Annotated in this window: 11 protein-coding genes; all 11 read right to left on the bottom strand. The window is 71.0% G+C overall.

Annotated elements, in window-relative coordinates:
• The 11 genes from ACWEWT_RS14825 to ACWEWT_RS14875 are packed head-to-tail and all read right to left on the bottom strand — an operon-like array spanning position 1 to position 13,116.
• On the bottom strand, positions 1 to 1,572 hold the full coding sequence (locus ACWEWT_RS14825; RefSeq protein ID WP_452559205.1) for an SCO6880 family protein: 1,572 nt from the start codon (positions 1,570 to 1,572) through the stop codon (positions 1 to 3).
• On the bottom strand, positions 1,569 to 3,755 hold the full coding sequence (locus ACWEWT_RS14830) for a hypothetical protein (protein WP_452559207.1): 2,187 nt from the start codon (positions 3,753 to 3,755) through the stop codon (positions 1,569 to 1,571). Before ACWEWT_RS14830 ends, ACWEWT_RS14825 begins: the two co-directional genes overlap by 4 nt.
• Positions 3,756 to 3,763: 8 nt before the next feature.
• On the bottom strand, positions 3,764 to 4,519 hold the full coding sequence (locus ACWEWT_RS14835; RefSeq protein ID WP_452559208.1) for a hypothetical protein: 756 nt from the start codon (positions 4,517 to 4,519) through the stop codon (positions 3,764 to 3,766).
• Positions 4,520 to 4,550: 31 nt separating this feature from the next.
• Positions 4,551 to 4,976 (bottom strand): hypothetical protein, encoded by a 426-nt coding sequence (locus ACWEWT_RS14840; protein ID WP_452559209.1) that lies wholly within the window; start codon positions 4,974 to 4,976, stop codon positions 4,551 to 4,553.
• Positions 4,973 to 6,355 carry a MinD/ParA family ATP-binding protein gene (locus ACWEWT_RS14845; RefSeq protein WP_452559211.1) on the bottom strand — a complete coding sequence of 461 codons (1,383 nt, stop codon included), beginning with the start codon at positions 6,353 to 6,355 and terminating at the stop codon, positions 4,973 to 4,975. Before ACWEWT_RS14845 ends, ACWEWT_RS14840 begins: the two co-directional genes overlap by 4 nt.
• Positions 6,339 to 6,956 (bottom strand): hypothetical protein, encoded by a 618-nt coding sequence (locus ACWEWT_RS14850; protein WP_452559212.1) that lies wholly within the window; start codon positions 6,954 to 6,956, stop codon positions 6,339 to 6,341. Before ACWEWT_RS14850 ends, ACWEWT_RS14845 begins: the two co-directional genes overlap by 17 nt.
• The gene (locus tag ACWEWT_RS14855; protein WP_452559213.1) at positions 6,953 to 7,558 is read right to left on the bottom strand and encodes a DNA N-6-adenine-methyltransferase; all 606 of its coding nucleotides are present in this window, start codon (positions 7,556 to 7,558) and stop codon (positions 6,953 to 6,955) included. The genes ACWEWT_RS14850 and ACWEWT_RS14855 overlap by 4 nt, the downstream gene beginning before the upstream one ends.
• Positions 7,555 to 9,144, bottom strand: coding sequence for a peptidoglycan DD-metalloendopeptidase family protein (locus ACWEWT_RS14860; RefSeq protein ID WP_452559214.1), 1,590 nt, complete (start codon positions 9,142 to 9,144; stop codon positions 7,555 to 7,557). The genes ACWEWT_RS14855 and ACWEWT_RS14860 overlap by 4 nt, the downstream gene beginning before the upstream one ends.
• Positions 9,141 to 11,129 carry a cutinase family protein gene (locus ACWEWT_RS14865; protein WP_452559216.1) on the bottom strand — a complete coding sequence of 663 codons (1,989 nt, stop codon included), beginning with the start codon at positions 11,127 to 11,129 and terminating at the stop codon, positions 9,141 to 9,143. Before ACWEWT_RS14865 ends, ACWEWT_RS14860 begins: the two co-directional genes overlap by 4 nt.
• Positions 11,130 to 11,188: 59 nt before the next feature.
• Positions 11,189 to 11,932, bottom strand: a complete 744-nt coding sequence (locus tag ACWEWT_RS14870) for a hypothetical protein (protein WP_452559217.1) — start codon at positions 11,930 to 11,932, stop codon at positions 11,189 to 11,191.
• Positions 11,933 to 11,961: 29 nt separating this feature from the next.
• Positions 11,962 to 13,116 carry a hypothetical protein gene (locus ACWEWT_RS14875; protein ID WP_452559218.1) on the bottom strand — a complete coding sequence of 385 codons (1,155 nt, stop codon included), beginning with the start codon at positions 13,114 to 13,116 and terminating at the stop codon, positions 11,962 to 11,964.
• Between the last annotated feature and the right edge of the window lie 414 nt (positions 13,117 to 13,530).

A 13,530-nucleotide genomic window follows, 5' to 3' on the forward strand; every position in this document is an offset into this window, starting at 1 on the left:
TCACCGGGTGTAGGAGGTGGTGGCCAGGCCGCGACCGAGCGGCAGGGTGGCGAACAGGCGGACGTCGTGGTCGTCGGTGGCCCACTCGATTTCGCTGATCGCGGAATCGTTAGCGGCTTCGGTGACCCGCAGGCAGGCCCGTTCGAGGTCTTCCTCGTCGCGGCCGGTGACCGCGACGGCCAGGGAGTAGATCACGCCGTGGTGGCCGGAGCCGGGCATCAGGTCCTGGCGGCGCCGATCCGAGGCCGACAGCAGCACATCGCTGCTGCCGTCGTCGATCTTGCCCTTGCGTGCCTCCTTGACCTTGCGCGCTTCGTCGGCGGTGAAGTCGCCGCGCGCCGCGGTGCGGGCCCGGGCCGCGGGCACGAAATCCAGGCGCACCGACACGGTGCGGATGGTGGGCATCGGCGCGGTTTCATCATCGCCGGGGTCGGCGTCGACCCCGGTCAGCAGCGGCGCCAGCCACAGCGGGCCCAGCGGGGCCGGCTCGATACCGCGGGCGGGGATGATCCCGACCCGGGTCCGCCACCGCCCGTGCGCGGATACCGCGACCGAGTCGCGGCCGCCGATATAGGTGGGCCAGCACGAGTCCCAGGCGGCGTCGCGGTGGCGGGCGAGCTGGAAGTCCGGGTCGATACAGGCGCGGAACACCGCGCACGCGCGGCGTTCTCCATACACTTCGACGTTGCCCATTCCGGCGTTGCTCAGCAGCCGCGACGCGCGCTCGGTCTCGTCACGGACCAGCTGCGCGATCGCCCCGTGGATGCTGGCGTTCTTGGTGCGGGCGATGCGCGCGGTCTCGGCCATGAACGCTTCGGTCTGCGGCAGGCGCAGGCACACATAGCTGCGATGCTCCTCGGCCAGCGGGGTCAGCACGTCCAGCAGCGCACCGTAGGAGGTGACCGCCGGAAGCAGCCGCGCGTCGTCCAGTGCTGCGACCTGGGCTTCGGCCCACCGCTCGTGCGGGGTCATGTCGTGGGGCACGCTGCGGTGCACGAGCTGGATCCCGCGGATGAAAGAGCTCGTTTTGGCCATGTTGGCCAGGAACGCACCGAAGGACGCCGAGGTCGCCGCGTACGCGGTGTCACCGCGCAGGCCGCCGGCGACACCGTCGACGGCGAGCACCACCGAGAAATAGGTGCGCTCTCCGGGGTTGGCGTGGCGCAGGATGAACATGTCGTCGAGGCCGGTGCCGGCGACATCGACCGGCGTGGTGTTGCCCAGCGGGACAGGTAGTTCCCATCCCGGGTCCAGGCCTGCGTCGCCGAATGCGGGATCGGTGGGGTTGCGGTAGACGTGCTCGCCGCGGCGGCGCCGATCGAAGGTCCGCACGGTGTGCAGACGCTGGGATGCCCAGGAGCGTTGCCCGTTCCATTCCATCGTGGCCGCGAACACCGCCGCCAACCCGAGAAGGATCGCCGCGATCGACCAGGTGGAGGTTCCGGCCAGCAGATACAGGGCGATCGCGGCCAGGATCGCGATCGCCCACGTGGCCATCACCGGCTGCGAAAGGCCCAGCCAGGACCGGCGCGCGATCTCCCCGCCGAGGATGTAGCTGCGCTGCTCGATCATTGCTGCTGCTCCGCTTCTCCGGGGGTGGCTTCGGCGGCGGAACGGGCTTTGTTCAGCGCGGCCGCCGAGGCCTGCGCTGCGACCGGCACGCCGATGGCGGTTGCCGCTCCGGCTGCCTTCCATGCCTGACGGCCAACAGTGCGCGCGCTGATCCCGCCGCGCCCCTTCGCCGCCGCCGCGGCAGCGGCGCCGCCTCCACCAGCTGCGCGGCGGTTCAGCATGTCGCCGAAGCGGGCTTCGGTGGCGCTGCGCCCGTCGCTGCGTCCGCTGGTGCGCCAGGCGGGCCCGGGGTCCCCGCCCCGCCCTGACTGCGATCTCCCGCCACCGGCGCCACCGGCGCCTCCGGTGTCCTTGCCGCCGCCACCGCCGCCGCCCCCGCGCCGATACCACATGTGGCTGCTGGCCACCCCGCCCAGCGCACCCGCCATCAGCGACCCGGAATGGGCGCCGAAACCGCTGGCATCCGCGCGGGTCGGCAGCAGAGGCGCGTATTTGACCAGCGACCACGGGGCCAGCCCGACGACGAGGAAGGAGACGACGAGCATGCACATCTTGCCCAGGGTTCCGGTGTCGCCGTGCATGCTGGTCTGGTCGGTCAGCGCGGCGTTGATCACCCCGGTCTGCACGGCGAGCAGGAAGAACAGCAGGGGTTTGGAGAACACGATGCCGAGGAACACCAGCAGCGGCCGCAGCGCTTTGGGCCGCCATTTCGGATGCACCCACATGCCGAACCCGATCCCGGCCGCCACCGCCAGGATCGGCAACGCATTGGCGTGCATGAGCAGCCCGAAGAACACGCCCAGCGCGCCCGCGATCAACAGCAGGAACAGCAGCAATCCCACGATCGCTCCGCCGGGTAGCGCGGGCGCGGTCAGCTCGCCGGTGAAATGGGTGAGGTTGGTGACCATCTGGCCCATGTCCGGACCCGAGACCCGGGTGATCGCTTCTGAGAGTGCGTTGGACAGCTCGACCAGCAGTTGGGCGAGCATCGGCGCGAACAGCATCATCATGACCCCGGCGGGGGCGTATCCGAGCAGGTCACCGGCGATGGACTTCACGGTTTCGCCTTTGGCCGCGGCCCGCCACAGCGCCAGGATCGTCATCACCGCCATGACCACGATGCCGAGACCGGTGGACATGGCATACCAGCGCAGAAACCACGGCGCGGCCGGATCGAACCCGCCGACACCGGCCAGCCCGGTGAGCACCTGGGAGGACAGCTGCACCGCGCCTTCTTTCGACGACACCGCCCAGTCGTCGATCACCGTTTGCGGGTCGGCGACGAAGGCCACCAGATCCGGGATCGCGGTGCCCCACACCCACACGAACGCGTCGACATAGGCCTTACCCGCCTGGAAATGGGGTGTGGAGGCGATCGCATCCTCGATGCGGTCGGTCAGCGAGGTGTTGGCGTCGATCCACTGCGCGGTTCCGGTGAACAGCTGCGCCACCGCCCGGTTCCACCCGACACACCGGCGCAGGTCGTCCTGGCTCGCATCGGCCCGCTCGCAGTCGACGAAAAATGCGTGGCTGCAATATATTGCGGGTACATCGCCACCGCAGGGCTGTGTCCATGCCTGTTCGGGCACCGACTCGAAGTTTGCGGCCTTGCTGATCTCGGCCATGGACTGCTTGTCCGGGGCCGAGGCCCATTCGAACCCCCAGGTGTTCCAGCTCGGGGTCGTCCACCGTTTCAGGTCGTCGGCGCAGTAGGAGGTGCGCATGCTGTAGGCGCGATCTCCGGCGGGAAAGGTGGGCGGAAACGCCGACTCGGGCGGAGCCCGCCCTTCTTCCACGATCTTTGCTGCCTCGTCCACGCCGGCCAGCGGCGCGCCGGAGACCGGCATCGCGGCGCGCACCAGCTCGGTTTTCGTTTCGTCGTCGGCGCTCCAATACAGCAGCCGGCTCTCGACGGCGAAGGCGTCGTTGATGTAGGCGCCGAGGTCGCCGCCGCGGTCACCGCAGGCGCCGGTGAACCAGTCGGCGGCCCGGAACTCCTCACTGCCGCCGATGAAGCGTTTCAAATCCTGGGGGAACCCGGTGGGCAGCGACGATGCCGGTGGGGTCGGGGTGCCGGGCCCGGATTCGGCCGGGGCGGCGACCGCGGGACCCGCCAGCACGGCACCGCAGGCCAGCAGCATCATCGCCACCGTGAGTGCGCGCCGCCACATCCCGATCACCACCCGCGGGCTCAGTTGACGTAGAAGCTGTAGTAGCCGCCGACCAGCGGCTTGGACAGAGGACTGGCCGCATCCGGGGCGACGACCTCATCGGGGGTCGGTCCGACCTGCCCGGTCTTCTCCTGCACCTTCCAGTCCTCGTCCTGCCACACCAGCGAGACCGTGTTACTGGTCCACAAGGTGGTGACCGAGACCGGATCCCCGGGTTCGATGGCGGCCCGTGAGACGCCCATCGTCCACACCGACACCTCGGCAGCGGTGTCGGTCACCGCGCTCACCGACACCGCCGCCGGAAGGACCGTGAGCACGTCTTCTTCGCTGCCGCGGTCTCGGCTGATCGCGATCGATTCCCGCAGCTGCGGCCCGGGATCGGTCGCGACCAGCACCCGTTCCACATCGGTCATGGCGATGCGCCCCTGCCCGGCTTGCGCGAGGGCCTGCACGGCGTTCACTGCCGCGGTGGCCGCGCCCTCGGCATCACGGGTGTAGCCGGCGGGCACGTTGTCCACGACGTGGCTCGGGCCGTGCGCGGCGCGCACGGTGAACCCCGAACCGGGCCCATCGCTGGTGTCGTCGCCGCTGCTCAACGCCACCAGAATGGACAGCAGCACCCCGACGGTCACGCCCGCGAGGATGATCAGCCGCAAATCCCAGCCCTTCGGCTTGTCCCCGGAGTCCGGGGGGCGATGTCCGGGGGCAGCCGCAGTGTCGCGGTGCGGGCGGGTGCTGTGATCCGGCGAGAGGTCGGCGAATCCTTTTGCTGCCACGAGGGTCTCCGTTTCGAGTAGGGGCCGGGGGTCAGCCGCCGACGACGAACAAAATGGCGGCGACGATCGGGCTGGCCAGCCCGGCCAGACCGAGGGACACCATGGCGTCCTGCAGGTCTTCCATCCCCTCGGACAGGTCGTTGGCGTAACCGCGGTTCTTGGCGCGGCGGACCTTGTAGGCGCCGACGATCACCCGCACCGTCGCGCCGATGAGGACCGCCGCCCACAGCGCGGCCACCACCCGCTTCCAGGCCGTGTCCAAGGCGGTACCGAACAGCGAGAAATTCGGGCGGACATCACCGAGCGGGTTGGGGATCCCCTGGGCCGCGGCGGGCCCGCCGCACAGCAGCGTCCACACGGTCAGCGTGTACAGCGTGGCGAGCGCGCGCATCGCGTGCCGCCACCGCCCGGAAGCGCGGCCGCGGGCCCGGTTCCGATGAGAGGTGTGGTCGCTCATCCCGCAGCCTCCCCGCCACGCCGGTACACACCGAGGTCGCCTTCGCGCGGCGAGCGCCGCGCCGGGCCGGCCGGGCGCGGCCCCCAGCGGGCATCGAATTCGGCGGGGGCCTCTCGTGATTGGGGTGCCTGCCCGGCGTGGATGATGGGTTCTCGGCGGGTGAGCACCTCGGCGGTGGCGTCGGCGACGACCGCCGCGACCCGGGTCCAGGCCCGCACGGTCGGTTCGGCGAGCCGGGAGAACACCAGGCGTTCCCCGCCGGCGAGGTCGGCATCGACCGGCACATGCAGCACGGTGTTGATCTCCGCGCGGGCCAGCGCTTCGTGCACGGCTTCGCGGGCCGCCGGGCTGGTGGCGGTGCCTTCGGCGAGCACCACGATCGCCGAGCGCACCAGATCTTCGTGACCGCGCGCGGCGATCCCGTCGAGGGTCCGCAGCACCATATGGGCGGCGTCGCGGCGGTAGGTCAACGGGACCACCAGCTGGGTGGCGTGGCGGATCGACCACCGGAACGCCTCGCCGCGTTCGTTGTTGCCGGTGTCGACGACGACCATCGTGCGGTGGCGGCGCAGCACGGCCAGCACCGCGGTGCACTCGGCCTCACCGATCATGTGCGCCCGTTTGCTGGACTGATCGCTGGCCAGCACCTCGTCACCGGTCGGCTGAGCCAACAGGAACCGGCCGACTGCGGAGGCCACCACATCGGCCGAACACAGTTGCGCGGCGTGTTCGAGCAGATCCCATGTGGTCGGCACAGCTTTCGCCGCCGCGGCCGCCCGGGTCGCCAACGTGCCACGGGTCTCGTTGTTGTCCCAGGCCACGACACCGTGACCGCGGTGGCGACCGAAAATATTGGACAGCATGAGCGCGGTGGGGGTCGTGCCGCCGCCGCCCTTGGGATTGCACACCACGATCAGCGGAGTCCCGGGCAAGGGCTGGCGGATCCGCTCGACCGCCCGCCGGAAATCGATCTCGTCCTGGCTCGGCTTGAGCCGGGCGCCCAGCGCGTTGGCCTTGCCGCGCCACCCCCACTGCGCCGGATCGGACTCCACACCGGCCGGGCGTCCCAGCACGCGACGCAGCTGCTCCTCGCGCAGCTCCTCGAGTTCGGCCGCCGAGATCGCCACCGCGGCGCCGCGATCGGCGCCCACCCCGTAGGGATCGGCCGGATCCGCGGTATCGCCGCCGGTCGGTGCGTCGGGGCGCAGCCGCAACGGAGCGGTGTCCCCGTCGGCGCGGGGGCGCAGTTTCTGATCACGCAGATTGACCGGTCGCTCGGCGGAATAGTCGCCGTGATCGCCGCGGCCACCGGAGTCCTCGCCGAAGAGCACAGGCTGCTGCTCGTGCTCGCCGGAGCGGGGGTCATCGTTGCTCGACATGGTTCACCTCCCACGTGGTGTCGGTGCGCGCCAGCACGACGCCGACCTTGCGCACCACGGTCTGAATCGGTTCCCCGCCCGGGGCGAACCAGCTCTGGGTCACCGCGTACACGCGGATCGCCTGGCTCGGGGTTTGCGGCGGCACGGCATCCACGGCCGGGTCCACTCGCACCGCCGCGGTCGCGTACCGGTCGGCCCACTGCCGCCAGTCCGCGCCGGGCCCGCGCACCGGCGCGGTCGCGGTCACCGACTCCCGCAGCGCCGCCGACAGCAGCGGCGCAGCCCGGGCGGCGGCGTCGTTGGGGCCGGCATCGACGTTGGGGTTCCAGGAAAACCACACCGTCAGCGCCGCGCGGGCGGTGGCATCGGGATCGGCGCGGTCGACCTGCCCGATATCCACGGGCAGCGCCGTGGCCGCCGTCAACTCCGGGCGCGGCGACTGCCCCGGCATATGCGGGGTCGGCGACCAGCGCTGTGCGCTGGCCGTGCCCGCTTCCTGCGGACCGGGGGCAGGCGAGCAGCCGGCCACCAGCGCCGTGCTCGCGCACACCGCACCCAGCAGCGCCCGCGACCCCGATCCTCTCCGCGTTATCGATGTCATCGTTGCCGCCCGAACTCGAACATGTACTGCCCCGGCGCGACTCCGCGCGCTGCTGCCCGCGACGGGCCTGCTACCGGTCGTATGTGGGTGCTGTCGCCGGTGGCCGCGCCCGGGTGCACGAGCCGGCCCGGCATCGGGGCCCGGTGTAGCGCGGCCGCGTCGTGGTCGCCGTAGGCGATCAGGCACGACGGGCCGCCGCAATTGGCGTCGGCGCGGGAGCCGTCGGGCCGGTAGAAATGCAGCCGCCCCCGCAGGAACAGCACCGCGGTGGCGGCCTCCCAGACATAACTGTGGAACCAGGTCGTATCGGTACGCGCGAACGTCAACGCTGTCCCCGTGCCGTGTTCGACGAGTTTCGACAACCACCGGCCGATGTGGCGCCCATAGGGCGGATTGCAGAACACCCGACCGTGCCAGCGTGCGGTGAGCCCATCCTCGGGTGGGCAGATATGCGTGGCCGCGGTGGGCCAGGGCCGCGGGTCCGGGCTGGCGGCCGGGTCGAGATCGAAATCGCCGAGCGAGGCCAGCAGCCCCGGCGGTGTCAGCCACACATGCGAACCCGCGCGCGTCGAGGCGTGCCCGCCGATGCCGTACCCGGTCATGACCGCCTCCCGTTCGGCGAGGAGACCGGGCCGGCCAGCACTGCGGCGCGGGCCGGAATGTTGCGGACATAGGCCATGGTCTCGGGGTTCTGACACACCCGCCCACCGGCCAGGGTGGCGCCCGGCCCGCAGTTGTACATCGACAGCCACAGCTCGGTCAGGTCCCCGGTGAGCGCACCGGCGGCGAGTTCGTCGCGGGCGATCGCGGCCAGTTCGCAGTCGTAGGCGGCCTGCGACATCACCGCGTCGGGGATGCTGCGCGGGTCGCGGCGGCCGTCGCCGTCCCCGTCGACGGCCTTGGCGTCCCAGGTTGCCGGGACGAACTGCGCGGGGCCTTCGGCTTCGGATGTCTCGTTGTAGGCATCGACCCGGAACCCGGACTCGTTCTCCAGCTGCGCGGCGATCAGCGGCCCGGTGACCTGCGGACACGTACTAGCGGCGCGGTTGATCCAGGGCACGAACGCCTCAGGGATGACACCGGCTTCAACGGGGGCGCCGGGGGCCGGTTCGTCACTGCATCCCGACGGTGCAAGCCCGGATTCCGGTGTGGCCCCGTAGGTTTGTCCCGGTGCCGGGGGCCCGCCGCCCTCGACGGTGATGTGGACGTGATCGAAGTGGTTGGCCGTGGGTGAGCCGCGGTCCTCCATCCGGTTGGGTGTTCCGTCGGCGGGGCGGTAGGTCTGCTGCCAGATGATGTAGACGATCTGCAGGGTGTCGCTGTTGGCCATCACGTAGTCGGCGATCGCGTCACCGAGGCGCCGTCCCTCGTCGGTGTCGAAGCCCGGGATCATGGCATCCACGGCGCGGCCGCTGGGATGGTCGGGGAAGTCGTCGCGTTCGCGCCACATCTCGAACCGCTGGATCTGCGGGAACACCGCGGCCAGGGTGCGTGCCACCCGGATCGCGTCGATCTGCATATTCGCCTCGCTGCCCTTCGCCACCGGCAGCGGTGCGAGCTCGGACGAGGAGGCCACAAGCCGCGGGTCGGCGGGCCCCGGGGCGCCTGCCTGTGGTCCGGCGTGCGTGGTGAGCCACGGAATCGGGTCCACCGCGCGGCCGCCGGACAGCCGCCCGCCCGGCACGATCTCGAAATGCAGGTGCGGGCCGCTGCTTTCACCGGCGTTTCCCACCGCGGCGATCGGCTGGCCCGCGGTGACCTCCTGGTCGAGGCGGACCTTCACCCCGCCGGGTTCCATGTGCCCGTAGACCGCCGACACTGTCGAGCCGCCGGAACCGGTGGAGTCCACGATGATCCAGTTGCCGAACCCGTCGGCAGGACCGGCCGCGACCACGGTGCCCGAGGTCGCCGACACGATCGGGGTCCCGGCGGGCGCGGCGAAATCGGCGCCCGCGTGATGGCCTCCGTCGCGCTGCCCGAACGGGCTCGATACCGGCGCGTCGATCGGCCACACGACCGCCCCGTCGTTGTCCGGTGCGGAGGGCATGTCGGGCAGGCAGCGCGGATCGGTGTCTTCGCGGGCACCCGATAATCCGATGACGAACGCGCCGATCAGCAGTACCGGTACTGCGGCCGCCAGCGGTGTCCACCGGCCGGCGGGCTCGGTTCCGGAGGTCATCTCGGTCATATCCCCACCTGCCGGATCCGGTTGGTGAACCAGTCGGTCAGCCAATCCAGTGCGGTGCGCCCGGCACTGTCGACGATGTAGCTGTCGTAGGACTGGTGGGCGTCGGAGGTGAAGAACTGTGCGGCGCTCAACCCCTCGCCGACCAGTTGGGTGAGATCCGCGGCGCCCTGCGAGGTCACCGACCCCAGCAGCACATCGGCGATACCGGCCAGGTCCCGGGCCTGCCCGACCGCGCCCGTGGGGGTGTCCAGCAGCGAGGGGTCGGTGGAGCTCGCGCTACCGGTGAGCGTGTTGACCGCCAGCGAGGCGAAACCGAGCAGTGTCGGGACCAACTCGGCGAACGCCCCACCGACCGCGAGCAGATCCCCTCCGCCGGTGATGGTTTCGACGATATGCCAGAGATTCTCTTGCAGGGTGCCGACCTGGCGGGCCAACCCGACCACATCCAGACTCGACAGGAGCGACAGCACCAACGACGCGATCTGAGCGGTTCCGGTGGGATCGGGAATCATCCGTACCAGCGGCGCCACCATCGACAGATCGATCCCGGCGGCCAACCGCACCAGCGGCTGGCACAACTCGTTGAGACTGCGGAAAATATCGTGGACCGCGCGGACCTTGCCCGGCACGTCGGTGGAGGGGTCGGTGACCGCGGTCCCGATCTGGCGGGCGGTGTCCAGGATTTCCGGGACGTTCGCGGCGAAACCGACGGTGTTGGTCGCGACCGAGGTGATCTGGTCGATCAGCGTGGCCGGTTTGAGCAGCGACAACACATTCGAGGCCTGCGAGAGCGCGTCGCTGCCCAGCGTGGTCAACGCCGAGGTCGAGGAGGTCAGCGTGCCTAGGGCCTGCGACAGCTCGGGGCTCGGCCCACCGGTGAGCCCGCCGGGCCGGTTGAGGTGGGCCACGATCGTGGCGGCCGCGCCGGCGGCGGCGCCGATATCGATCTGCTGCACGGTATCGAGGACCCGCCCGGCGTCCTGATCGGCCGACCCCGGTGCGCTCTCCGACATCTGCTGCCGAACTGCGGGGTTGTCGCCGACCCACCGGCCGAGATCGCCCAGTTTGGTCAGGATGGTACCCACCGATGCCGCGGTCGCGGCCAGCCCGGTGCCGCTGATGTCGCCCGAGCTGATCCGGCGGACTACGGCGTCGATATCGGCGGGTAGTCCGGCCAGTGATTGGGCGCTGAATCCGGCGTCCAGGGAACGGGTCAACTCTGCCGACCCGGCCGAGTCGGGTGCCGAGCCCGAGCCCGGGGTGGAGGGAGTGCGGGTCGGGGTGTCGCCGGGCTGGGACAGGACCTGCCCGAGGCCTGCCAGGATCGGGTGGGTGGCCGCGTCGGTGGCGCAATAGCGGTCACTGGGTTCACACAGTTGGGCGATGACCGCGCTCAGTGCGCAGAACCCATCGGGGCGTGACCCGCGGATCCCGTTGCCGTCCACGGCCGGTCCGACCAGCTTCCCGCCGCTGGTGCCCTGTTTCGGGTCCGCGATGAGCCCCACCGCCAGAATTCGTTGCGCAGGCACCGGGTCGTTGCGGCAGCCGATCGCCGAGGCGAGGTCCCCGGCAGCGTCCGCGCCTTGGGAGTAGCCGGAGAGCACGAATTTCGTTGCCCGGCACCGGTCCGCGATATCGGCCACCGTGTCCCGTGCGGCCGCGACGCCTTGGGCTTGGCTGTCGCCGTAGAGCATCCCGTCCATGGCCTTGGCCGCGTACGCGGGGAACACGGCCTCGAAACTGGCGCCGAACTGCTGCTCCAGTGCAGTCGCCACCGGCGCCAGCAACCCTTGTGGTCGATGAGGGTCCGCGGCCGTGGTGGTCTCCCAGGTGCCCGGCACGAACACCCCCACCACCGCCGGGCAGCCGGCGCCGGTAGTCCCAGCTGCAGGGCTGTTGCCCGGACCGGCCAGCGCCGCCGTGCCCGTGCCGGACATGGCCACGGCCAGAACCCCGACCAGCATCGCCACACGTGTGAGGACCACCCGGCCGACCCGGTGACACGGTCGCCGGGTCGCTGGTGTGGGAAGTGTGGTGGGCGCGGTCATCGCTGACCGATCCGGGTGATCAGTACCGTGCCATTGCGGCTGGTGGTGGTCACGGTCTGCAGGTATCGCTGTTCTCGTTCACCCGGACGGTATTCCGACAGGTCCACCGCCCAGGTATCCGGGCCCGCCGGTGTTACCCGGACACAGTGGGTCGTGCCCTGGGGGACCGAGTCGATACCTGCCTGGATCACCCCGGCAGCAGGGACCGCCGCATCCGGTGTGGTGAACGCACGCGCGGCCGTGCCACTGCGCTCGATGTAGTAGGCGTGCTCGAAACCCAGGATCGCCTCGGGTGCCGAGCCGGTGCCACCGCGTCCGGCGCCCGACACCGTGGCCCCCTCGATCCGGGTGGGGCAGTGCGCGGCCGCCGACGGCGCGACCGCTGGGGGTGCCGGTGTGGCGGAGACCAGCGATACCTCGACGACGCCGGTCTGTGTTTCCTCTGGGGCACCGCCGAACACGGCCACCGCTACCGCCACGACCAGCCCTACCGCGCCGGCGACGCCGAGCACAACCCTGCGGCCGGGGACCGGGCGCGCCCGCACTGGAGCCGCTGCGGTCGGAGCTTCGAGCAGCCGCTCCTCCAGTTCGTCGGCCCAATCCCGCGAACCCGCACCACCGTGGTCCCAGAACTGTTGCGCGGCCGCCGTGGTCGGCGGAGAGGGTGGACTCAAGTCGTCGAGATCCAGCGAGTCCCACCACTGCTCCACCTCGTGGCGTATGTCGCGGTCTGCCGCCATGGCGTTCACCTCACTGCGCTGCCCGGTCGTCAGCACGGCGGCGCGGGAGCGGGCGGAGGCGGCGGCAGTAGCTGGGCAGCGGCCCCTGCCAGCGCATCGACCACCGGCGCGGCCGCCACCCGCACCGCATCGATCACCGGGGCAGCGGCCTGCACAATCGGCGCGGCAGCGGCTTCGACCGCATCGATCACCGGGACCGCAGCCTCGACGACCGCAGGCACCGGATTCGGCATCGGGGCCGGTACAGGCTGAGCCTCGGGTGTGGGTGCCTCATGGCAGCCACAGCCCGAATCGGCCGGGACCGGAGGCGGCGGTGGTGGGGCGCCGAACTCGTGCAGGGCGGGCGGAGGCGGCACCGGTGTGGGGTCGGTGCTCGCGCCGAGTGCTGCGGCGAGTCCACCGCCCGCGGCCGCGCCGACCGCGCCACCCACCACAACACCCGGGATGCCCAGCAACGCCCCGCCGACCGGAATACCCACCGCGACCCCGAGCAAGGCTCCCGGTACGGCACCGACACCACCGGCCAACGAGCCGACCCCGGCGCCGACCAGCGCTCCGGCACCCGCGCCCAGCACCCCGCCGAGCGCGGCGGTCGGGACACCGACGAGCTCCGCGCCCACCAGGGCGCCGAGGGCGCCTCCGGTCACAGTGGACAGCGCGCGACGATCGGACTCGCTGCGCGGAATGCCGAGCGCGTCGTAGCGGATCGCGATTTCGGTTTCAGCCCACCGCAACCACGCCTCGATGTCCTCTTCGAGGTAGGAATCGACGAAGTCGGGAACCACGAACTCGGCGTCTCCGGCACGGATCGTGCGCGGCGCCGACGGCACGGGAGCAGGCGGCGGGGGCGTCGCCACCCCCGGTGCCGGTGCGGGTTCGGCAGGCCACTGCAGATCAGGGGTCGCGGGCTGTAATTCCGGTGCGGCGGTCAGGATTTCCGGCTGCGGTTCGGGAGCCGGGCGGTCGGGGACCGACGGCGGCGGCGGATCGGGCACCAGCACCGCGATGCCCTGCTCGGGCTGTGGCGGCTCGGCCGGGGTGGTCACCCCCGCCTGTGTCTCCGGCGTCACACCGGCCTGGCCGGGCGCGGCCTGCGCGGTGGACGCCATCGCCACGGCGACCGCCACCGGCAAGGCCCCAGCCAGCACGGCGCGTTGCAGGCGTCGGCAAAAAGAATCGTTCATGTCTGTCGTGCCCCTCGATCGATCCGGATGCCGAACCGGGGGATATCGAGTGACCTCGGAAACGCCTGGGGCAGAACGCCAGCGCGTCGTCTCCTGCGCACACCGCGCACCGCAACATCGACTCGGTTCGACGAACTGCGCACGACTCGAACCGTCGGAAAACAGCCCAACCAGCCGCAGCGCTACATCCGGATCCGCGAACGGCAGGACACCGGGAAACCCCGAGAACGGGGGTGCAATTGCAGCCTAAAGCCCACAGCCGGGCTTGGCAATCACTCTTTCACCCTGCCGACGTCGCGTTCGTGTCGGCGGCCTCCATGTCCTACCGCAGGTCGGGCACCGATTGGGCGCAGTCTCAACGAATTACGAAGAGAATTCACGGCCAACGCCTGTGCTAGCGTGAATTTGCACTTC

The sequence above is a fragment of the Nocardia sp. NPDC003963 genome (assembly GCF_053605105.1).

What these genes read in the sequence shown, in the direction of transcription:
- ACWEWT_RS14825 (WP_452559205.1), bottom strand. Translation starts at nt 1,572, where the DNA reads ATGATCGAGCAGCGCAGCTACATCCTCGGCGGGGAGATCGCGCGCCGG.
- ACWEWT_RS14870 (WP_452559217.1), bottom strand. Translation starts at nt 11,932, where the DNA reads ATGGCGGCAGACCGCGACATACGCCACGAGGTGGAGCAGTGGTGGGAC.
- ACWEWT_RS14845 (WP_452559211.1), bottom strand. Translation starts at nt 6,355, where the DNA reads ATGTCGAGCAACGATGACCCCCGCTCCGGCGAGCACGAGCAGCAGCCT.
- ACWEWT_RS14875 (WP_452559218.1), bottom strand. Translation starts at nt 13,116, where the DNA reads ATGAACGATTCTTTTTGCCGACGCCTGCAACGCGCCGTGCTGGCTGGG.
- ACWEWT_RS14855 (WP_452559213.1), bottom strand. Translation starts at nt 7,558, where the DNA reads ATGACCGGGTACGGCATCGGCGGGCACGCCTCGACGCGCGCGGGTTCG.
- ACWEWT_RS14860 (WP_452559214.1), bottom strand. Translation starts at nt 9,144, where the DNA reads ATGACCGAGATGACCTCCGGAACCGAGCCCGCCGGCCGGTGGACACCG.
- ACWEWT_RS14840 (WP_452559209.1), bottom strand. Translation starts at nt 4,976, where the DNA reads ATGAGCGACCACACCTCTCATCGGAACCGGGCCCGCGGCCGCGCTTCC.
- ACWEWT_RS14850 (WP_452559212.1), bottom strand. Translation starts at nt 6,956, where the DNA reads ATGACATCGATAACGCGGAGAGGATCGGGGTCGCGGGCGCTGCTGGGT.